This is a genomic window from Paraburkholderia sp. FT54 (genome assembly GCF_031585635.1).
Taxonomy (GTDB): domain Bacteria; phylum Pseudomonadota; class Gammaproteobacteria; order Burkholderiales; family Burkholderiaceae; genus Paraburkholderia.
The window spans coordinates 330590-351514 of sequence record NZ_CP134198.1 but is presented as its reverse complement, the minus strand read 5'-3'; the positions used below and the strand labels follow the sequence as shown (position 1 = coordinate 351514).

Annotated in this window: 15 protein-coding genes and 3 pseudogenes; 12 read left to right on the top strand and 6 right to left on the bottom strand. The window is 60.3% G+C overall.

Features of this window, described 5'->3' with window-relative positions; genetic code table 11:
* Positions 1-15 precede the first annotated feature (15 nt).
* Positions 16-948, bottom strand: a complete 933-nt coding sequence (locus RI103_RS38645) for a helix-turn-helix domain-containing protein (protein ID WP_310819463.1) — start codon at positions 946-948, stop codon at positions 16-18.
* Positions 949-1071: 123 nt separating this feature from the next.
* Between RI103_RS38645 and RI103_RS38640 the strand changes: the two genes are divergently transcribed.
* The 4 genes from RI103_RS38640 to RI103_RS38625 all read left to right on the top strand — a co-directional run bounded on the left by RI103_RS38640 (position 1072) and on the right by RI103_RS38625 (position 4806).
* Positions 1072-1917 (top strand): SDR family oxidoreductase, encoded by an 846-nt coding sequence (locus RI103_RS38640; RefSeq protein ID WP_310819462.1) that lies wholly within the window; start codon positions 1072-1074, stop codon positions 1915-1917.
* Between the two features lie 31 nt (positions 1918-1948).
* Complete coding sequence (locus RI103_RS38635) at positions 1949-3670, top strand: FAD-dependent oxidoreductase (RefSeq protein ID WP_310819461.1); 1722 nt, start codon at positions 1949-1951, stop codon at positions 3668-3670.
* Complete coding sequence (locus RI103_RS38630; RefSeq protein ID WP_310819460.1) at positions 3667-4014, top strand: NIPSNAP family protein; 348 nt, start codon at positions 3667-3669, stop codon at positions 4012-4014. The genes RI103_RS38635 and RI103_RS38630 overlap by 4 nt, the downstream gene beginning before the upstream one ends.
* A gap of 507 nt (positions 4015-4521) precedes the next feature.
* Entirely contained in the window at positions 4522-4806 is a 285-nt protein-coding gene (locus RI103_RS38625) for a hypothetical protein (protein WP_201108915.1), read from the top strand.
* Between the two features lie 1104 nt (positions 4807-5910).
* On the opposite strand, the gene RI103_RS38615 is transcribed toward RI103_RS38625, so the two are convergent.
* Complete coding sequence (locus RI103_RS38615) at positions 5911-6630, bottom strand: IS6 family transposase (protein ID WP_310819459.1); 720 nt, start codon at positions 6628-6630, stop codon at positions 5911-5913.
* A 95-nt stretch (positions 6631-6725) separates the two neighbouring features.
* Here RI103_RS38615 and RI103_RS38610 point away from each other — a divergent pair.
* From RI103_RS38610 to RI103_RS38600, 3 genes and pseudogenes are all read left to right on the top strand, one after another.
* Positions 6726-6911 (top strand): annotated as a pseudogene (locus RI103_RS38610) (LuxR C-terminal-related transcriptional regulator); the annotation flags it as partial.
* 583 nt (positions 6912-7494) lie between these two features.
* Positions 7495-8202, top strand: coding sequence for an IS6 family transposase (locus RI103_RS38605; RefSeq protein ID WP_409077100.1), 708 nt, complete (start codon positions 7495-7497; stop codon positions 8200-8202).
* 294 nt (positions 8203-8496) lie between these two features.
* Positions 8497-9078, top strand: a complete 582-nt coding sequence (locus tag RI103_RS38600) for a helix-turn-helix domain-containing protein (RefSeq protein WP_310819457.1) — start codon at positions 8497-8499, stop codon at positions 9076-9078.
* Positions 9079-9402: 324 nt separating this feature from the next.
* On the opposite strand, the gene RI103_RS38595 is transcribed toward RI103_RS38600, so the two are convergent.
* On the bottom strand, positions 9403-9900 hold the full coding sequence (locus RI103_RS38595; RefSeq protein WP_310819456.1) for a hypothetical protein: 498 nt from the start codon (positions 9898-9900) through the stop codon (positions 9403-9405).
* A 122-nt stretch (positions 9901-10022) separates the two neighbouring features.
* A pseudogene (locus RI103_RS38590) lies at positions 10023-10520 on the bottom strand (IS6 family transposase); the annotation flags it as partial.
* A 111-nt stretch (positions 10521-10631) separates the two neighbouring features.
* Here RI103_RS38590 and tnpA point away from each other — a divergent pair.
* The 3 genes from tnpA (at position 10632) to tnpC (ending at position 13206) form a co-directional block, all read left to right on the top strand.
* Positions 10632-11123 (top strand): IS66-like element accessory protein TnpA, encoded by a 492-nt coding sequence (tnpA, locus tag RI103_RS38585; protein WP_310819455.1) that lies wholly within the window; start codon positions 10632-10634, stop codon positions 11121-11123.
* Positions 11123-11476 (top strand): IS66 family insertion sequence element accessory protein TnpB, encoded by a 354-nt coding sequence (gene tnpB / locus RI103_RS38580; RefSeq protein ID WP_310819454.1) that lies wholly within the window; start codon positions 11123-11125, stop codon positions 11474-11476. The genes tnpA and tnpB overlap by 1 nt, the downstream gene beginning before the upstream one ends.
* An 89-nt stretch (positions 11477-11565) precedes the next feature.
* Positions 11566-13206 carry an IS66 family transposase gene (gene tnpC / locus RI103_RS38575; protein ID WP_310819453.1) on the top strand — a complete coding sequence of 547 codons (1641 nt, stop codon included), beginning with the start codon at positions 11566-11568 and terminating at the stop codon, positions 13204-13206.
* Positions 13207-13428: 222 nt separating this feature from the next.
* On the opposite strand, the pseudogene RI103_RS38570 reads toward tnpC, so the two are convergent.
* A pseudogene (locus RI103_RS38570) lies at positions 13429-14115 on the bottom strand (IS630 family transposase); the annotation flags it as partial.
* Positions 14116-14481: 366 nt separating this feature from the next.
* On the opposite strand from RI103_RS38570, the gene acpA reads away from it, so the two are divergent.
* Positions 14482-16221 (top strand): acid phosphatase, encoded by a 1740-nt coding sequence (acpA, locus tag RI103_RS38565; protein ID WP_310819452.1) that lies wholly within the window; start codon positions 14482-14484, stop codon positions 16219-16221.
* A 623-nt stretch (positions 16222-16844) separates the two neighbouring features.
* Here acpA and RI103_RS38560 read toward each other — a convergent pair.
* Positions 16845-17552, bottom strand: coding sequence for an IS6 family transposase (locus tag RI103_RS38560; protein WP_409077099.1), 708 nt, complete (start codon positions 17550-17552; stop codon positions 16845-16847).
* Between the two features lie 549 nt (positions 17553-18101).
* Here RI103_RS38560 and RI103_RS38555 point away from each other — a divergent pair.
* Positions 18102-20906: a TonB-dependent receptor gene (locus RI103_RS38555; protein ID WP_310819450.1), complete on the top strand. Its 2805-nt coding sequence runs from the start codon at positions 18102-18104 to the stop codon at positions 20904-20906.
* Positions 20907-20925 lie beyond the last annotated feature (19 nt).

Sequence of the window (20925 nt, the reverse complement as noted above, 5' to 3'; positions counted from 1 at the left end):
GGGGGCGCGGTCGCGTCAGCCCGCGCTCCCCTTTTCAGGCCGCAAGGATCGATCGTGGGCCGCGGAGCGGTATTCGGTTGGCCGCAGCCCCGTCTGCTTGCGGAAGAAACGACCGAAATAGGCCTCGTCCTGAAAGCCCAGTTCACTGGCGATCTGCTTCACGCTGAGCGTCGAATAGCCGAGTAACCGCTTGGCCTCATGGATCGAGCGCGCATCGATTGCCTCGATTGCCGACACCCCGAATGTGGCGCGGCAGATGCGCGAGAGCTGGCCGGTGCTCACGCCCATCTCGTCGGCATAACTGGCGACCGGGCACCGCTCACGGCAATGGCGGTCGAGCAACGCGCGGAACCGCTCTATCCGTCCGGTCATGGTCCGCTGTTCGGAACTGACCGAAAGCCGGGCGCTCTCGCTGAGACGCCCGATCTTGACGAACAAGTTGATCGCCAGTGCAGCGCCTGCGGTGAACTGCCAACGCTCGTGACTCTCCGCCTCGCGGCTGATCGACTCGAACAGGGTGTTTAGAGGTGTGCCGCGCTCGACGTCGGGATCGATCGACAGCACCGTCGGCGTGCGGATGAATTCCAGCAGCTCTGGCGCGGCCGTCATCGCCAGCGATTCCAGCGCGGACTGCGCGGCAGTGATGACGTGACCGTCGATGTCGCTGCGGAAGTGAAAACCGTGAACCGAGCGCGCTGGCACGACGATCAGGCATGGCGCTTGGACTGCCCAGTTCTTGCCGTCGATGAAGGTCTCGCCGCCCCCGGCGGTGACGTAGAGCACCTGGATCAGCGCGTCATGAATGTGCGGCTTGATGTCGAAGTCGAATCGGCCGGCACGCAAGGGAATGCGTTCGTAATGAACCATGTCGACCCAGGATTGGTCGGTTTCCGCGCCATAGAGTGCGAAATGCAGAACGGTCCGGCGGCGCTGTTGGTCATTGGCCATGATGCACGTTATGTCCTGCTGTATATGATCTCTGTCCATTGTTCCACAGGCGCTTAGGGCGTTCAATGGCGGTACGGGTTTCAGCAAGCAAAATCGCATTGAGATTTCAGAAAGGATAACTACATGAGACAGGAACTTGAAAATCGCGCTGTTGGGTCGCCCCCCTACGCTCTGAACCTTGACGGAAAGGTCTGCGTGGTCACGGGTGCTGGCAGTGGCATTGGTGCCGGCATCGCGCGCGCGTTCGCCAATGTCGGAGCACATGTGGCGCTGGTGGATTGGAATCTTGCTGGCGCGGAAGCTGTCGCCGCCGAACTTCGGAGCGCCGGTGCGGTGGCGCAGGCGATCCGCTGCGACGTGTCGGACGAAGCTTCGGTTGCCGCAGCTGCTGACGAGGTTCGCTCAACGCTCGGGCCGGTCAGCGTGCTCGTCAACAATGCCGGGCTTCTGCGGGCCGGACCTCTCGAGACGGTATCGATCGAGCACTGGAATCAGGCCATCGCCGTTAACCTGACCGGCTATCTTCTGTGTGCCCGATCTTTCGGCCGCGACATGCTGGCGGCGGGCAAGGGCAGTATCGTCCACGTCGCCTCGATTGCGGCGCTCAGTCCGCAGACCAATAGCGGTTCCTATAGCCCGAGCAAGGCGGGCGTGCTGCTGCTGTCACGGCAGTTAGCGGCGGAGTGGGGCCCGCGCGGGGTGCGCAGCAACTGCGTGCTGCCCGGCATGATTCGCACGGCGCTGTCCGCAAGGTTCTACGAGGAACCTGGCTTCGAAGCTCGCCGCGCCGCCGCCACCGCGAGCCGTCGCATCGGCGAGCCGGAAGACCTCGCCGGCCCCGCCCTGTTCCTTGCCTCCGACCTGGCTGCGTACGTCAATGGCGCGGAGGTACTCGTCGACGGCGGGCTCGATTGCATGCTGATGGACATGGTCCCGCGCCCCGGCTTCAACGCCACGCCGGCCGCTTGAGCACCATCACACCATAACAAGGAGAGTGGATATGGCCAAGGAGATCACTTGCGATCTGGTCGTGATCGGATCAGGTGCCGCGGGCCTCGCTACCGCGATCACTGCACGCAAGCGCGGCCTCGATGTCATCGTGCTCGAAAAGGAGCCCGTGTTCGGTGGTACGACCGCGCTGTCGGGCGGGGTCTTGTGGATTCCGCTGAGCAAATACGGCCGACAGCAGAACCCGGCTGACAGCGTCGAGCGCGTGCGCGAATACATGATGAGCGAGACGGGCACCAACTACGATGCCGCCGCCGTCCAGTGCTTTATCGAGAACGGGCCGAGAATGGTCGAGTTCTTCGAGCGCGAGACCGAGATGAAGTTCGTGCCGACGCTCTATCCGGACTATCACCCGGATGCGTCCGGCGGCGTCGACATTGGTCGTTCGATCCTCGCCGCGCCCTATGACATTCGCGCGCTGGGCAAGGACATGCTCCGCCTCAAGCCGCCGCTCGAGACGATCACGTTCATGGGAATGATGTTCAATTCCTCGAATGCGGACCTCAAGCACTTCTTCCGCGCGACCAAGTCCATTGTTTCGTTCCTCTACGTGACCCGGCGTCTGGCTACGCACATCAAGGAGCTGGTGCTTTACAGGCGGGGGATCAACGTAACGAGCGGCAACGCGCTCGCCGCGAGGCTCGCGAAGTCGGCGCTGGCGATCGACATCCCGATCCTCACTTCGACGCCCGTGAAGGAACTGCTGAGCGAGCACGGCAAGGTGGTCGGTGTGCGCGCGAGCGCAGCGGGCGGTGACCTTCGGATTACCGCGCGGCACGGCGTCGTGCTGGCTTGCGGCGGTTTCCCGCACGATCTCAAGCGCATCGCTCAGGTCTATCCGCATGTGAAGCGTGGAGGTGAGCATCTCTCGCCCACTCCCGTCGGCAATACGGGTGACGGTCTGAGCATGGCGGAGAAGATAGGGGGTGCCGTGGCGCTCGGCTTCGCCGATGCGTCGGCGTGGATGCCGGTATCGAAAGTGCCCTTCGGCAAGGGCCGCACAGGCGTATTCCCGCACCTGCTCGACCGCTACAAGCCGGGCGTGATCGGCGTGCTGCGGAACGGTCGGCGCTTCACCAACGAATCGAACTCCTACCACGATGTTGGCGCGGCGCTGATGCGAGCCTGTGACGGTGAACGGGAGACGGCGATGTGGCTGATCTGCGATAAGGTGGCGCTCGGCAAGTATGGACTCGGCTATGCCAAGCCCGCGCCGATGCCGGTGGGCCCGTTGCTACGCAAAGGCTACCTCGTCAAGGGCGAGACGCTCGGCGAACTGGCGCGTAATTGCGGGATTGTTCCTGATGCGCTCGAGACGACGGTCTCTACCTACAATCTCGACGCCGTGCGCGGCGAAGACCCGGCGTTCCAGCGCGGACGCACGTCGTTCAACCGTTATCTTGCCGATCCGGACAACCAGCCCAATCCTTGCATTGCGCCTATCACGACCGGCCCCTTCTATGCAGTGAAGGTGGTGATGGGCGATCTGGGCACGTTTGACGGTCTTAGGACTAGCGTCACCGGCGAGGTGCTGCGGGCCGATGGCAGCCAGATCGAGGGCCTTTACGCGGTGGGCAATGACCGGCGCAGCGTGATGGGCGGTAACTATCCGGGCGCGGGTATCACCCATGGGCCCAACATGACTTTCGGCTATGTCACCGGTAACGCCATCGCCACCAAAGCCATGGCCCGCAAAGAGAAGGTGTACGCATGAATACCCAACCGATGTTTCTGGCAAAGCCCCTCTTAGATTTGCGGGTCTACACCATCTCGCTGCGCAAGATGCCTGAGTTTCTAGAGGTGTTTGACAGACTCGCCATGCCAATCCTGCTCGAGACGCTTGGACATCCGCTCGGCTTCTGGACAAGTCTGGTCGGACCGCAGAACCAATTCACCCACCTGTGGGGGTATGACGATTTGGCGGACTACGAACGACGGTGCCTCGCACGCGATACGCATCGGGATTTCCCGGCCTATCTCAAGGCATCGGGCCATCTGATCACAGCACAGGAGACACGGCTCATTCGTGCTGCCGCGCTGGCTAGTCTCGCGGAGTAAGCCGATGCTCGAGAGTTTTTGCTGTTAGGCGACAATCGAGCATCGGATCGCGCAGGTCTTTGATAGCCGCAGAAGCTCGAACGACAGTGCGTCGGATGCGGTGAGGAGGCGAACCAGCATTGCGGGTCCGTGTCGGCGAGGGGGCGGTGAGCGATTGTTGACGATCTGGGCAGCGCGGTTGACCGTCTGTTCCTGTGGCCGTACCCAGCCATCCTTTTCCCAAAAACCGGATCGTTCACGAAGCTACCGGGGCCCGCTCAAAACGATGTATTTCGATGTAGTCATACATCGAATGAGGAGTTACGCGAAAGCCATGTCGCGCAACGCATGCATGCTCGCAAGTCACAAACTATGCATCGTTAGGGTATAGGTCCACAGCGACGGGTGGATTGCATCCGGAATGGGGGACGGGACAGTCATTGAATTGCGCAAATACCTGTATGAATGTACAGTATCCTACACGGAAATTCGTGGCGACGAACGGACACTTTTTTGGGGAGCGGCTAGATGGATACAGGCGTTCGCAAGGCCGCCAGCCATCCGATGCCGGAAATCGCGGCGTTTGTTGCAGACATGAAAGCAGTGTTCGGCGAGCAGGAAATCGATGAAGCCATCCGCCGCAGCAAGTCGGGGGAACCGACGTTCTACGCGTGCGAAAATGGCCGTACTGTTGGCACCCCTACGCCGACGCAAACCAACGTCTGGAGTGTTGACGGGGCGGTGCGTAACCGTCATTACTGTGCTGGCTGCGACGGTTCATGTGTGGGCACCGCGAAATCGTGCCGGGCGTGAACGGCACCAGAACATACGGAGAGAACATGTTTCGATTTTTGAGCGCGGGTGTAATGCTGCTTGCTGTTGCATCGACTGGAGTCGCAGGCGAACACTACGTTGAAATCTGGAACCCGCCTGAGGCGCGGATGCAGCCGTCCGGAAACGGCAAGCCTAAACTAGGCAAGGTTGCGGTTCTCTCACGTCACACATCCAACGCTACACCGCGCCGGGGCGCAGACCCGGTAGTGAAATCCTTAGCGAACAAGCACGCGGGGAATGGCCTTAAGAAGGTTGCGGTGCCGCGCGCGGCAGACCTTCCCCGAATAATGACGCCCGAAGGCAATGTGCTCCGCGTAAACGACGGGGGAGCGCTGGTCGAGGTAGTTCGATAAAGAAAAAAGTCCGTCTTGGAAGGTACCCAACTCTGAGGTGCCGAGCCGGTCTTCCATTTTCTTTCGCGACAGATGTGGTTACGCATCCGCGATATTCGCCCAAGCCCAGCCGCATCGCAAAGCAGCGTCCACGCCGAATAGGGAATGCCGGCATCCTCGCCAATTCAGCGCCTGATCTGCCGGCCACTTTTGTCTGCCAGTCAAAGGAAAGCGGTGTTGTTCCTTTCCGCAGAGCAAACACCTTTTGGCCGACCGAGGCTCCGATCTCGAGAAGATGATTGCAGGCAATACCGGTGCCGTCGATCATCTCGCATGTAATAAGGATGCCGGACAAAAGCAGGGGATCTGTAAGCGCGTGTCAGAGTTCAAGTCGGGAGAATCACAGACGGCGAGCTTGATTGTTATTGTGCTCGGCCCGAAATCAGTCAACGGTGTCGCGGACCTCATGCAGCGATGCGCGAAAAACTCGCCAGCCACTATGTCCCTGCATATCTCGCAGGTAAGGGGGAAGTATGGGGGCGGCCCTTAGTTTGCGTGCTCTCTTTTCGCCGGTGGCCATCCGCACGTTAGCTGTCCGCGATGCGTTCAGAAGCGGTCCTTTCTGTAGGAGAGCTTCGGAAAACATTGCACGTCGGTTCGTTCGGAGACGCATACCCGCAACGGCGATGAAGCAAACGGTTGTGGTGCAAACTCGGTAGGCGGGCGAGAAATCGATCTTGCTTCGGATACCTTAGCGAGCTGAAAGAACCGCCATCCAAATCGAGGGCGAGGTGGTATCTTTGAGGTGCATGCTGGTGAGATCGAACTGGCCTTTGCGAATGCGATGCATCAGTTCGATGCCAGAGAGGGTGACGGCAGCGCTGCGGAACCGCTTAAATCCGAGCATCGCGTTCACCCGCGATTTGATGTAGCGGTGATCCTGCTCAATCAGGTTATTCAGGTACTTCGAGGATCGCAATTTCGTTCGCCTGGGTAGCGACTCGTCGGTCTTCATCTCGCGGATCGCCCGATGAGATGCTGCGTAGCCGTCCAGCGTGATCGTCTCAGGAGCGCGTCCCTGAGTCCTGATTGCCTTTGCGAAGAACGCCCTTGCTGCCGCCACGTCCCGCCTGGCGCTGAGGCGAAGATCGATCGTCTTTCCCGCCCGGTCAACGGCGCGGTAGAGGTAGGCCCATTTGCCGCGAATCTTCACGTAGGTCTCGTCGACCCGCCACGATTGACCTGCTGTCGTAGCCAACCGATTCCAGCGTTTGACGAACTCCGGCGTGTAGCGCTTCACCCAACGCAGGATCGTAGTGTGGGCGAGGGACAGGCCGCGCTCAGCCATCATCTCGACAAGATCACGCAGACTGAGCTTGTAGCGCAAATACCAACGCACGCAAAGGACGATGACTTCGCGGTCGAAATGACGCCCGTTGAACAACCATTCGAGATCATTCAGCTTACTCATTGGCTTGTGGTCGTCAAAAGCTCGAGAGTAACAGACCGACGCGCCGGAATTGCACCACAACCGAACTGAGTACCTGGCTCATAGCGCCATTCTCTAGCAACAAGCAGGTCGCAAGCGAATTGGGCGCCGCCGAAACGACGATTAAAATCCATCGTAGGCGCGTCATGCTAAAAATGAGAGCCCGCTCGCTCCTAGAGTTGCTTCGCCTCGCGGACAAGGCGGCTTTCCGCAAGGAACAAGGAACGGGCGGCCACATGAATTTTCGATGCGACATCCGGTAACCGCAGTCATATCGCGTAAGGCTGTGTAATCGCCAGTGAGATCTGCCTCAAGGCGGCTCGATCTACAATGTTCCTGCTTCTGAGCTCTGAGGCGATCTGTTAGGGATTCAGGTCTGCCCCGGCTCCGCTGATGGGCCACTTTTCGTTTGCACTGCTGCACAGTAGGAGCGATTGAGAACAAACCGTATGGTTATGCCCCGGCGCCCGCTCACAGCTACGTGCACGCGCCCGGCTATTACGCAGCGCCTGCCGTTGGTATCGGCATCGGTATGAGCGGTCACGCTATAAAAGATAGCAAGCCCGTGCCGGTACCTGACGGTCGGGGCTACCTTGAACACGACAAGACAATCACAGGTTCGGCAAATGAATCGACTCTTTTTCGCGCCAGGCATTGTGTGCCTTTTATGCGTTACTTCTGTCTTCGCGCAGTCGAATCCTGACCAATCGAACGCCGCGATTGCACAGAATTTTGCGTTCATGAATCACCCGCCGCCGCCTGTCCCGGCAAGGGCTCTGCAAATAGCGCGGGGGCGAATCGGTTAAGGTGTCGGTCTGAACGAATTGAGAGCCGCCGATGAGCAAGCTGAAGAGTCTGGAGGAACTGTTCGCGGGCCGTCATTTTGACCGCGATGTGATCATTCTGTGTGTTCGCTGGTACCTGCGCTACGAGCTTAGCCTGCGCGATCTGGTCGAAATGATGGCGGAACGGGGTCTGTCGCTGGCGCACACGACGATCCTGCGCTGGGTGCGTCGCTTTGCGCCGGAATTCGTCAAACGGTGGAACCGCTTTTGCAGGCCCACCGGCCAGTCGTGGCGTGTCGACGAGACTTACCTCAAGCTGCGCGGCAAGTGGGTCTATCTTTATCGGGCGGTGGATCGGGCAGGTCAGACGGTCGACTTCATGCTCAGCGCCAGGCGTGACGTGAAGGCGGCAAAAGCGTTTTTCAGGAAGGCAATCAAACATCAAGGCCAGCCGCCGAAGACCATCACGCTTGATGGCTACGGCGCCTCGCACCGCGCCGTGCGCGAGATGAAGGCCGATGGCTTGCTGCCGGAGGACACGAAGGTCCGGTCCTCGAAATATCTCAATAATCTGGTCGAGCAGGACCACCGCAACATCAAGTCCCGGACGAAAGTCATGCTCGGCTTCAAACGTTTCCGGAACGCAGCGATCACTCTCTCAGGTATTGAACTGGTACATCGTATTCGCAAGGGCCAATTCAGCCTCGCGAAACTCCGCCTCAAAGATACCGCTGCGCCCGCTGTCTGGATGGCCGTCCTGTCTGCCTGATCAGGTATCCTTGATATAACAAAATATCTCGTCCATATCGACTATTTGCACCAGAGCCGTGCCGCCCGGGTGCCTGGCGAAACGCCTTTTCGTACCCGGACGATATACTCTATCAAATCATAAGTCGTCACGTGAAGACGTATTTTCCGAAGTGATGGGCACAGGAGCGTCATGAAGGCCAAACTCAAGGATGTTTCAGAGCCGGGCAGCAAGACCGTGGCGGGTCGCGCGCCGTCCAAGCGGCCGATGAAGAAAGCGCCGCAGCGTCTGCCACGCACCGAGCGTCAGGCGCGCGTGCTGGAGAAGGCCGCCGAGTATTTCGCTGAGCACGGACTGAATGCGCAGACTCGCGCGATTGCCGCGGCTTGTGGCGTGTCGCAACGCCTGCTGTACAGCCTGTTTCCAAGCAAGGCTGCGTTGATCGATGAAGTATACAAGCGCGAAATTGTTGGAACTTTCAAGGCAATGTGGTTTGTTGAGCTGAAAGATCGCAGTATGCATATTGAAAGGAGGCTCAATAATTTTTATCGCGAGTACTACGACACGCTGCTGACGCGGCAGTGGCTGCGCCTGTTCCTTTACTCTTCGCTTGAAGATCTGCAAATGGCGCCGACGTATACGAACGCCGTTGTGACGCATGCCCTTGAGATCATTGTCACGGAGACCGCGCACGAATTGGGATGCGGCGTGCCGACCGATCCGGCTCATCTGACCGAGGTCGGCTGGCTTCTGCATGGCGCGGTATCCCACCTTGCGATTCGCCGTCGTATTTATTCGAACGACAACACCATGTCCAGCGACGCGGTCATTGCGATGCACGTGCGCGCTTTCCTCACGAGCGCGCCCGCGCTGCTTCCGGCGCTGGAACACTCCTGAGCGTGACGCGCTGGCGGCGTCCTCCAGCGCGGAAAATCACCATCGACCGACGCGCGAACGCGCGTGGGGTGGACCGCTTTGCTGCACCGTCCGAATTGACCGAAGCCGCCGGGGATCCGACAATCAGCCCCCCACGGGGCCGTCGCCACGCTTGTTCACACTGGTGCCGGGCTAGAGCCGCAAGGGGGGCACGGCTGGACTTCATAGTTGACGCTCTACACTTGAGGCTATGAGACGCGGCCCGGCGCGAAGACGTACCTCAATAACCATGCTTGCATGCCACTGGTGAGACGGCACGCGTCGCGTTCTATCGTGCTGAAGGGGTCAGGGCGACGCGACAAGATGCGCCGCGTCGCTACATCGGCAATCGGTCTTGCTGCTGAGATGCCAGACGTTCGCTGGAGGCGCATTCAGCCAGACAGTTTTGATGCGATGCCAACGCAAGCCTATTGGGGCCGTAAATGGGACTCTCGGTTGATACGTGAATTGCACAAGACGTCGAGCGCGGTCCGCGTAGAGGAGTTCGGCGAAGGCCGCAACCGTTGGTTCGACAACGCCAGACGAAAGCGAACGAAACGGCAGTCCCGAGACAATAATAGTCTTCGGTGGCAGTTCTCGCAGTACCGAAACGTTCTCAGGGAATGCGCCGCCGACCACATGGGCCTGTGGAAATCGCCCCCTCAGTTCGGTGGCCAGTTGATCTCCCAGCTCGAATACGATCAGCCGCGCTGACGGGTGTCGACGCACGAGGGAGTCTGTCACGACTCCGGTGCCGGCTCCCACCTCGACGATCGCCTCGAACGCCTCAACGCCGTCCGCCATGGCATCGGCGAGACAACGCGGCGAAGGAGCCACTGCGCCTACGGTTGCAGGGCTTCTCAACCATGGCTCTGGTGCAAATAGTCGATATGGACGAGATATTTTGTTATATCAAGGATACCTGATCAGGCAGACAGGACGGCCATCCAGACAGCGGGCGCAGCGGTATCTTTGAGGCGGAGTTTCGCGAGGCTGAATTGGCCCTTGCGAATACGATGTACCAGTTCAATACCTGAGAGAGTGATCGCTGCGTTCCGGAAACGTTTGAAGCCGAGCATGACTTTCGTCCGGGACTTGATGTTGCGGTGGTCCTGCTCGACCAGATTATTGAGATATTTCGAGGATCGGACCTTCGTGTCCTCCGGCAGCAAGCCATCGGCCTTCATCTCGCGCACGGCGCGGTGCGAGGCGCCGTAGCCATCAAGCGTGATGGTCTTCGGCGGCTGGCCTTGATGTTTGATTGCCTTCCTGAAAAACGCTTTTGCCGCCTTCACGTCACGCCTGGCGCTGAGCATGAAGTCGACCGTCTGACCTGCCCGATCCACCGCCCGATAAAGATAGACCCACTTGCCGTGCAGCTTGAGGTAAGTCTCGTCGACACGCCACGACTGGCCGGTGGGCCTGCAAAAGCGGTTCCACCGTTTGACGGTAAGCGGTAGTTCCGACTCATCTGGAACCGGTGTATGAGAAGGAACAAGATTGCGTCCGCAGCCACCACATTGCGGACGCAGCTTATGACTGACCTACAAACTGACTTTGACTTCCTGCCATTGCGGGTGATCGGTAAATCGGCCGACGGCAAGAACCGGTACGACCGTGATGGCAAGCGCAAGCTGATCGAAGCGTGCCAGAAGCCGGGGGCCTCCGTTGCCGGGCTGGCACTGAAGGCTGGTGTGAACGCCAACCAGCTTCGCAAGTGGATTGGCGTCGAGCGTAAAAAGACACGCTCCCGAACTGAACGGCAGCCGACACCAGCCAGTGCGCCGGCATTTGTTCCTGTTCTGGAAGTGGTTGATGCCGAACCTGTGCACTTGCCTCACATGCCGTCCCTGCCCGACGCCCAGCCGGCTGCTGCACGGCGTGAACCGATGCGTCCATCGCAACGCCCGCCGTTGCCGTCACGCCTGATGGCGCAGTTGCCCAACGGGGTGAGTCTCGAACTTGAATGTATGCAACAGGACACGGCGCTGCTCACAGCGATGATCGACGCATTGAGGAGCCGGTGATGCTGCGCTTCGCTGACGACCTGCGGGTCTATCTGCATCGCGAGCCGGTCGACTTCCGGTGCGGTATCAATACCCTTGCCGCCGTGGTTGAGAATTCGATGCGACTGGATCCGCTCGCGCGCGCCGTGTACGCGTTTCGCAACCGTAAATGCAACCGGATCAAGCTCCTGCTGTACGAGCACACCGGCTTCTGGCTGTTATTGCGCCGCCTCGAGCAAGACCGTTTCGTGTGGCCGCGACGCGATCAGGAAGTGATCGAGCTGACGACGCAGCAGCTCCACTGGCTGCTCGATGGCATCGACATCGACGCGCTTCGCCGTCATGCTGCACGCCATTACGAGCACGCCAGCTAGCGCGGTACGTTGCACGTAAACAACGGCCGGGCGCCTTTTACAAATTGACGTAAACCCACGGCGCACCGCGCTTCGCTATCCTGGAGCGCATGAATAATGCACCTGACCTCAAGCGCGTACCCCGGGCTGTCCAGGGCTATATCCACGCGCTCGAAGCTCGGGTAGCCGGCGACGCGAAACACATCGACGAACTGAACCAGCGCGTCGGGCAGCTCGAGGAACAGGTTCGCCTGCTTACGGCTGAGCGTTACGCGCCGAAAAGCGAAAAACGCAAGGATCGCGTGTTCGACGAAGCCGAGCAGATCGCCCGGAGCGAACCATGCGACGAGGAAGACGAAGGTATCCAGCCGGCGCTGCCTGACACCGGTTTGCCACCGGCCGGCAAGCCTGAGCGGCGCAAGGTGGGACGCAAGCCGTTGCCGGCGTACCTGAAGCGCGAACGCGTCGAGTACGATCTGCCGGAAGAGCAGCGAGGTTGCCCGTGTTGTGGCAATCCGATGCATCGCATCGGCGAGGACATCAGCGAACAGCTGCATGTCGAGCTCAAATGGACGGTTCACCAGAACGTGCGTGCAAAGTACGCGTGCCGGCACTGCGAGCGTCACGCCGAACATACGCCGGTCGTCCTCGCACCGATGCCGGTACAGCCACTCCCGGGCAGCCATGCGGATGCGTCGGTGATCGCGACGGTCGCGACCGCGAAATACGTCGACGGCATGCCGTTGTACCGGATGCAGGCCGCCATGGCCCGCTGGCAGATTCCGGTGAGCCGGGGCACGCTGGCACACTGGGTCATCCGCCCCAGCGAATTGCACTACACCCGCCTGTACGACGCGCTGTACAGGACATTGCTGTCGCAGTCGCTGATCCACGGCGACGAGACCACGCTTCAGGTGCTCAAGGAACCCGGCAGATCAGCCCAGAGTAAAAGCTATGCGTGGGTCTACCGCAGCGCCGAAGACTGCCCCGAACCCGTGGTGCTGTTCGAGTACCAGCCGGGGCGAGGCCAGGAGCATCCGAAGAAGTTCCTCGGCGACTACAGCGGCATGCTGGTAAGCGACGGATACAGTGCGTGGCGCACGCTGAAAAAGGCAACGCACTTGGGCTGCATGGCGCACGCGCGCAGGCTGTTCGTCAAGGCGGACAAGGCAGCGCAGAAGAAAGGGGATGGCGCAAAACCGAAGCCGCCGAATGCTCGTGTGGCAAAGGCGCTTGAATACTTCCAGGCCCTGTACCGTGTCGAGGCGCTGGCCAAAGGCGATCTGCCTGCCGGCCAGACACGTGCCGACTACACATACGACCTGCGGCAGAAACACAGCGTGGCGGTGCTCGATGCCTTCAAAGCGTGGCTTGACGAACTGGCGCCGAAGGTGACGCCCCAGAGCCTGCTCGGTAAGGCCATCGCCTATGCGCGTAACCAGTGGGAATATCTGAGCCGCTACGTCACTGACGGGCGAGCCGCAATAGACAACAATATCTGCGAGCGGGACATCAGGCCGTTCGCCACTTCGAGAAAGTCGTGGCTGTTCAGCGACACGGTCGACGGCGCAAAAGCGAGCGCCACGATTTACAGTCTCATGCTGACGTGCCGTGCCTGCGGTGTCGAACCGTACGACTACCTGTTGCACGTACTCAAGGAGCTGCCGCAGCGTCCACCGGACGCCGACGTGACGGACCTCTTGCCATTCAACTATGCGCGGCATCAAGAGGCCAGGGCACAGGACGGCTGATACACCCGGCGCTCCTCGGCGGTGCCCCTACGCACGACCCTCAGTTGCACGACTCTCCGTTCGGTGTGCAGCAGTATCTTTGAGCCCGACCATGGAGAAGTTGAACTGACCCTTGCGAATGCGATGCATTACGCCCGCTGTCTGGACCGCCGTCCTGTTCAATCGATAAGGTATCCATATCTATAGGAAGCATCTCTGCCAGACAAGCCATTTGCACCAGAGCCTGCATTGTGCGATGACTTCTCCTGTTGCGGCATTGAGCGCAGCGAACAAGGTCGTGGTGCCATGCCGCACGTAATCATGCGTCACGCCCTCGAGGTATCCCAATCCCATCGGCAACATCGGCTGTGTACGCTCCAGCGCCTGGCACTGGCTCTTCTCGTCGACGCACAGCACCAGGGCATTGGTCGGCGGGCTCAGGTACAGCCCGACAATATCGCGCACCTTCTCCACGAAGTACGGGTCAGTAGAAAGCATGAAGCTCTTCGAACGATGAGGCTGCACTCCGAACAGCGACAGATAGCGGGCCACCGAACTCTTCGAAATTCCGGTCTGTGCAGCAGCGGAACGCACACTCCAGTGCGTCGTCCCATCCGGCTTCTCATGCAGCACCTTCGCCAGCAGTTCTGCCACCGCCTCATCGTCATGTGCACGCGGCCGCCCGGGGCGTGCCTCGTCATGCAGACCGGCAAGCCCACGCGCGACGAACCGTTTCTTCCAGTGCGTGATCGCCGGCGGCGTTACTTCGCACTGCATCACAATGTCCTGCGTTGTATGACCGTCTGCGGCCATCAAGACAATCTTTGCCCGGCGGACCAGCGAATGAGGCAGCGAACGCGATCGACTCATAGATAGCAATTGCTCTCTTTCCAGTTCCGACACCACAACCTCGATTCCCTTGCGTCCCATGGTCGCCTCCTGTTCCCTAGATTGATCATAGAACAATCGAAATTTACGACAAGTTATTGCAGGGACGGAACATTAGCGGACTACCGGACTCGGTCGGCAACTGTGGATGCGACTGGTCCTAATCACCGTGACTCGCACGATCATGCGCCTTGCGGGTTTTCGTGCTGTGGTCCATGCGCGGATGTCCTGTCATCGATCCGTAACTCAACCGCACCACCTACACGCTACCATCCGAGGCGGCACATGGCGCGGACGGCCCCGGCCCCGGCGATCCGTCCGCGCATGCTGCCAATCGCCCGAGCCAGGCCCGCGCTTTTTCCCGATGCGCGCCTCGGCTTGATCTCAATCACGCAAAATGGAAATCTCATGACAAAAAAGGAAGACTCGTCCGTCGAATCCTCCCAATCGACGGAAGCGGGGCAAACGCCGCCCGCCGCCAATCCCGGCCGGCGCACCTTTCTCGGCGGGCTTGCGGCAGTCGCCGTTGGCGGTGGCCTCGCCGGCTGCGCGGCGCCCGAGAGCCGCACCGCGCGCGGCCTCGCCGGCGCTGAACTCGATGCCGCACTGCGCGAGAACGTGAAGACGATCGTCGTAATCTATGCCGAAAACCGCAGCTTCAACAACCTGTTCGGCGATTTCCCCGGCGTCGAGAAGCCGCTCTCGTCTCTGAAGCCCGCCGACTTCCTGCAGCGCGACCGTGACGGCAAGACCTTGTTGCCGTCCCTGCCGCCCGTGCCGGGCGGCTGGCTGCTCAAGGATCAGGTCGCCGACGGCGTCACCTACTCTGCCGGGCAGCAGTACCAGACAAACCTGCCGAACGCGCCGTTCGCGCTCAAGGGGCCGGGCGGGGAAAATCTGCCGCTCTCGCTCGTCACGCACGACCTGTGGCATGTCTTCTATCAGAACCAGATGCAAATCAACGGCGGCCGGAACGACATGTTCGTCGCCTGGGCGGATTCCGCTGGCTTTACGATGGGTCACTACGCAAACACGAGCTACGACCTGCGCATGTGGGATCTCGCAAGCGAATACGTGTTGTGCGATAACTTCTTCCAGGGCGCGTTCGGCGGGTCGTTTCTCAATCACCATTATCTCGCCGCGGCCACGCCGCCGCGTTATGCGAATCCGCGCGAGAGCATCGCGAAGTTTCAGATTGCGGAGACCATGAGCGGACGCCCTGACGACCCGAACCTGAAGCCGCTGTCGGGTTCGCCCGCGAGCGCGATGAACGGCATCCCGAAGTTCGGTCCGAGCGCGCTCACGCCGCCGGAGACGCTCGCCAACGGCTCGACGCTGAGCTACGCTGTCAACACGATGATGCCGCCGTACGCGCCGACGCCGCTTACGCCCAGGCCGGACGGCGTCGTCGATTTCCGGCTGGATGCGAACGCGATGGCCGTGCCGCCGCAGACCCACGAGCACATCGGCGACAAGCTCGACGCGCGCGGCGTCGAATGGGCGTGGTATGCGGGTGCCTTCCAGGAGACGCTCGATCGTTATGGCGCGAACCTTACGAACGGCACGCCCGTGATCCCGAACTTCCAGTATCACCATCAGCCGTTTAACTACTTTCACAATCTCGGACCGGGCACCAGGGCCCGCACGAAGCGTCTGCGCGACGGCGGCCTCGGCGACGACGAGAGCACAAACCGCTTCCTCGCCGACGCGCGCACGGGGCGTCTGCCTGCCGTCACGTTCTACAAGCCACAGGGCAACCTGAACATGCATGCGGGTTATGCCGACGTGGCCTCGGGCGACCGCCACGTCGTGCATGCGGTCAAGGCGCTGCGCGCCAGCCCGCAGTGGAAGAACATGGTCGTGATCGTGACCGTCGATGAGAACGGCGGCTGGTGGGATCACGTCGCGCCGCCGAAGGGTGACCGGTGGGGCCCGGGCACGCGCGTGCCCGCACTCGTCGTCTCGCCGTTCGCGAAGAAGGGCTATGTCGACCACACAGTCTACGACACGGGCTCGATCCTGCGCCTCGTCACGCGAGTGTTCGGGCTCGAGACCCTCGACGGTCTGAAGCTGCGCGACGACGCGATGCGCGCACGCGGACAGATGCCGATGGGCGATCTCACGCATGCGCTCACGTTCGGCGCGTAGTGAGAGCGAAGGCGGTGCCGTCGCGACCGAGCCGCGCTCCGTTGCAACGCGCATCGTTCCGTTCAGTGCCTGCCGCCGCGCCGGCTCTGTCAGGTTGACGGCCGATCGATGCCGCAACGAAGCATGCCGATTGATTGGCCGCTGAAAGGATGCGCCAGTGAGAGCGTCCGTCAGTCAACCTAACGGGTCGGTCGAGTGCGTGACTCTGGCGCTGCACATCGAGCGACCGTTGAGCGGCATCCCCCCTCGAGTGGCTCCTGTTTGAGGGCCAACGAACCGTCGAAAATCTACTTCGAGCCGCCGAGTCTTGGCCGGACTTTGCCAGTCATCAATTGCCGGATGGCATCGCCGACAACAAGGCAAGGAACGTCTGCCGTGGACGAATCGAATTCGTCTACTATCAGTCTGGAGGGTGACCGCTATGAAACCGGCACATTTAAGCCTGACGACCCCAATCGTTGCCAGCGAGTCAGTAGTGCGGTTCGCTGCCTGCGCCTTCGGCTGGGGGATTGCGCCTTCGAACCCAGATCGGACGTGGTTTGCGAATATCTGGGGGGCTGCAAACGGCTCTGGTGCAAATAGTCGATATGGACGAGATATTTTGTTATATCAAGGATACCTGATCAGGCAGACAGGACGGCCATCCAGACAGCGGGCGCAGCGGTATCTTTGAGGCGGAGTTTCGCGAGGCTGAATTGGCCCTTGCGAATACGATGTACCAGTTCAATACCTGAGAGAGTGATCGCTGCGTTCCGGAAACGTTTGAAGCCGAGCATGACTTTCGTCCGGGACTTGATGTTGCGGTGGTCCTGCTCGACCAGATTATTGAGATATTTCGAGGATCGGACCTTCGTGTCCTCCGGCAGCAAGCCATCGGCCTTCATCTCGCGCACGGCGCGGTGCGAGGCGCCGTAGCCATCAAGCGTGATGGTCTTCGGCGGCTGGCCTTGATGTTTGATTGCCTTCCTGAAAAACGCTTTTGCCGCCTTCACGTCACGCCTGGCGCTGAGCATGAAGTCGACCGTCTGACCTGCCCGATCCACCGCCCGATAAAGATAGACCCACTTGCCGTGCAGCTTGAGGTAAGTCTCGTCGACACGCCACGACTGGCCGGTGGGCCTGCAAAAGCGGTTCCACCGTTTGACGAATTCCGGCGCAAAGCGACGCACCCAGCGCAGGATCGTCGTGTGCGCCAGCGACAGACCCCGTTCCGCCATCATTTCGGCCAGATCGTGCAGGCTAAGCTCGTAGCGCAGGTACCAGCGAACACACAGAATGATCACATCGCGGTCAAAATGACGGCCCGCGAACAGTTCCTCCAGACTCTTCAGCTTGCTCATCGGCGGCTCTCAATTCGTTCAGACCGACACCTTAACCGATTCGCCCCCGCGCTATTTGCACCAGAGCCCCTCCATGCATGTTGCGAAGCCTGACGTCATCCGTCAGATGTCGTCAGATGACGATATAAAAGTTAAATCCCATTTATGTTTCAGGACGAGCCACGCGCGAACGAACCTAACGAGTTGATTTACTTACGTATTGTTGAAGCAATGTCGGTGATATTTCGTAATCGTTTATCTTCAAATGACGATGAACTGTCGCTAAGTTGTCAAAATTGACACTTTGGCGTCACAGTAGTTCCGTAAAACGTCTTCCGCATCGAAGGCGATGCACGAGGGAAGTGGGAGGTGCGACGCATGACATCGATCCGGGTACCGTCGATGGGATTCTGTGCGATAAATAGTGTCATATCATTAGTGATCCTATCTGATTCACTAAGTCGCGCAGCTTCGTGGAGGCCGCCTGAATTTCTGCATACCTGACACCAGGTACAGGTGTATCCGGGTCAGGATGTTTGCAACGATTGACGGAGAATAAACATGCCGAACAGGCATATGACAGGGCTGTTGGTGGGACTGGTGAGCGGCGCGACAATGAGCGGCGCGTATGCGGCGGATACGGCGACGTTGCAGGGTCACGTGCTGTCGAGCGCGAACAAGCGTCCGCTCGCCGGCGCCCGGATTCAGATTCGCGAGACGGGGACGAGCACCACCACCTCGTCTGATGGCGCTTTTAGTTTTGCCAGTCTTGCGGCAGGGCAATACACACTGGTCATCACGCCGACTCGCGCTGCCGCCGTCGAACGGACTGTGGTGGTGCGCGAGAACGCCACGACAAGCGACGACCTCACCATGGACGCAGCCGTTCCCTCGCTCGACCGCGTAACTGTCACGTCGCGGCGCAGCGCAAACGTTGTCGCGCGGGCGACCCAGCAGAACGCGGCGAACATGGTGAACATCCAGACTGCTGACGACATCCGCAAATTGCCCGACGTCAGTGCTGCGGAAGCGGTTGCTCGCGCGCCGGGCGTGTCGCTTGAAACGGATTCGGGTGAGGGCCGGTACGTCAACATTCGAGGTCTCGATACCAACCTGAACAGCACGAGCTTTGCGGGCATCCATTTGCCGCCGACCAACCCGGCTTCAGCCCAGAACGGCGGGCGTGCTGTCGCGCTCGATACGATTCCGGCCGGCATGATCGGGCAGATCCTCGTGACCTACACCAACAAGCCGGAGCAGGATGCGGATGCGCTCGGCGGCACGATCGACATTTCGCCTCGCAAGTTGCCCCCGTCGGGCAAGCCGTTCCTGGACGCCAGGCTCGGTTCAGGTGTCGAGACGCTGCGCGGTAGCACAATTCAGGATGTCGAGATGACAGCGGGTGCTCGCTTCGGCGCGCAAGGCATTGCCGGTCTCGGTTCGGGCATTACGTCATATTCCGACGCGCCGTTCACCTTCATCGGTACCTTTGCCTACAACCAGGACCATCGCGGCGTCGATGACGAAGAAAACGCCTATGTCGATGCGCCGGGCATTCCGAACAAGGCCTACGCCCAAACCGACCCGCGTTACTACAACTATCATCGCAAGCGCCTTGGCTACGGCGGCGAACTGGACTTTCAGCCTAACGCCGACAACAAATGGTATTTCCGCTACTACAACTTCGGCTATACGGAGAACGTGAACCGGCAAGATCTGCAGACCAACTTCACTGGCAATCCAGTCCAGAATGCGGACGGCACGCTCACGGATACGGCGACCTATGCGAAGGGATTGCGCGACGAGAAGGAGACGCTGCGAACGCAACTCTTTGCGCTAGGCGGTGAAAACAGCATCGGCCCCGGGAAAATCGATTATCGCGCCGGCTTCACCAGTGGCACTTACGACAAACCGTACGACCTGAATTCGACGTTCAACAACGGCGCCCCGGCCACGGTGACGTATTACCCCGGCTCTGACTACGCGACGCAATCGATCGTGTCCGGTCCGAACCCGGCTGATCCCGCCGGCTACACGCTGGGCCAGATCGTCAACTCGTCGCAGTATGTCAAGACCAATGAGTGGTCGGCCAACGTCAACTACACGCTGCCGAGTCACTTCACGAGTGCCGAGGACGAGCAGTTCAAGTTCGGTGCCGGCCTGCGCCGAATGACCTTCGCCAGCGCGCAGAGCAACTACACGTACGCGCCGGCCGCGGGAATCCCGCTGTCGCAGGCGGTGTTCGGCGCTCCGATCGTTTTCTACAACGGCATGTACAACATCGGGCCGGCCATCAGCGATGGCGTCATGAGCGGCCTCTATGGTGCCGCTGCAGCCAACGGTAACGTCACGGCCTACCCGTTGAAGGACGCCGCCGCGTTCTCGGCTATCAACGAGAACATCTACAGCATGTATGGCCAGTATCAGTTCGGCTGGGGCCGCCTGGGCGTGCTCGCGGGGCTGCGGGGCGAATGGACGCAGGATAGCTTCGACGGCAATCTGATCAACGGCAGTTCGGTCACGCCAAACCGGACGGCGAACAACTACTTCAATCTGTTTCCGTCCGTGCAGTTGCGCTACGACTTCACACCGACGCTGGTGGGTCGCGCGATCTATTCGACCACGATCGCGCGTCCGGGCTTTGCCCAGAGTAGTGCGTCGGTCATGGCCGATCCGGGAACGGGAACCGTGACCACCGGCAACCCGAACCTGAAGCCGACCACTTCGCAGAACTTCGATATTCAGTTCGAGAAGTATCTGCCGCATGGCGGGATCATTTCGCTCGGCGCGTTCGACAAGTCGATGACCGACTACGTCGTGGGCCAGTCATCTACCGTCTTCAGCTCGCCTTATCTCCCGGGGTATTCCGGCCCCATCAAGCTCGTAAGCTTTGCCAACGTCTCGTCGGCACGTGTGCGCGGTGTCACCGCCAACTATGAGCAGCACTTTACGCAGTTGCCGGGGTTCTTGAGCGGCCTGGGCGCAGGCGCGAACTGGACATGGACCAATTCGCACCTGGATATTCGCCCGGGCGACGACCACACGCTGCCATCTGGTCCGCGCAATTCGTATAACGCCAGCGTGTTCTACGAGCGTGGTCCGTTGGACATGCGCCTGTCGGCCTCCTATGTGGGCAAGAGCCTGTGGGCGGTGGGCAGTTCTGCTGCAACCGACGTCTATACGGCGTCGCGCTTCTCGCTCGACTTCGGCGGCAGTTATCAGATCAGAAAGGATGTTGGCATCTATCTCGACGTTCGCAACATCCTGAACACGCCGCTGAAGTTCTACGAGGGCTCGCCGGATCGTCCGATCCAGCGCGAGTTCTACGGCCCGACCGTGATGGTTGGTTTGACGATCAACGAATAACCCGCAAAAAACAGGATCA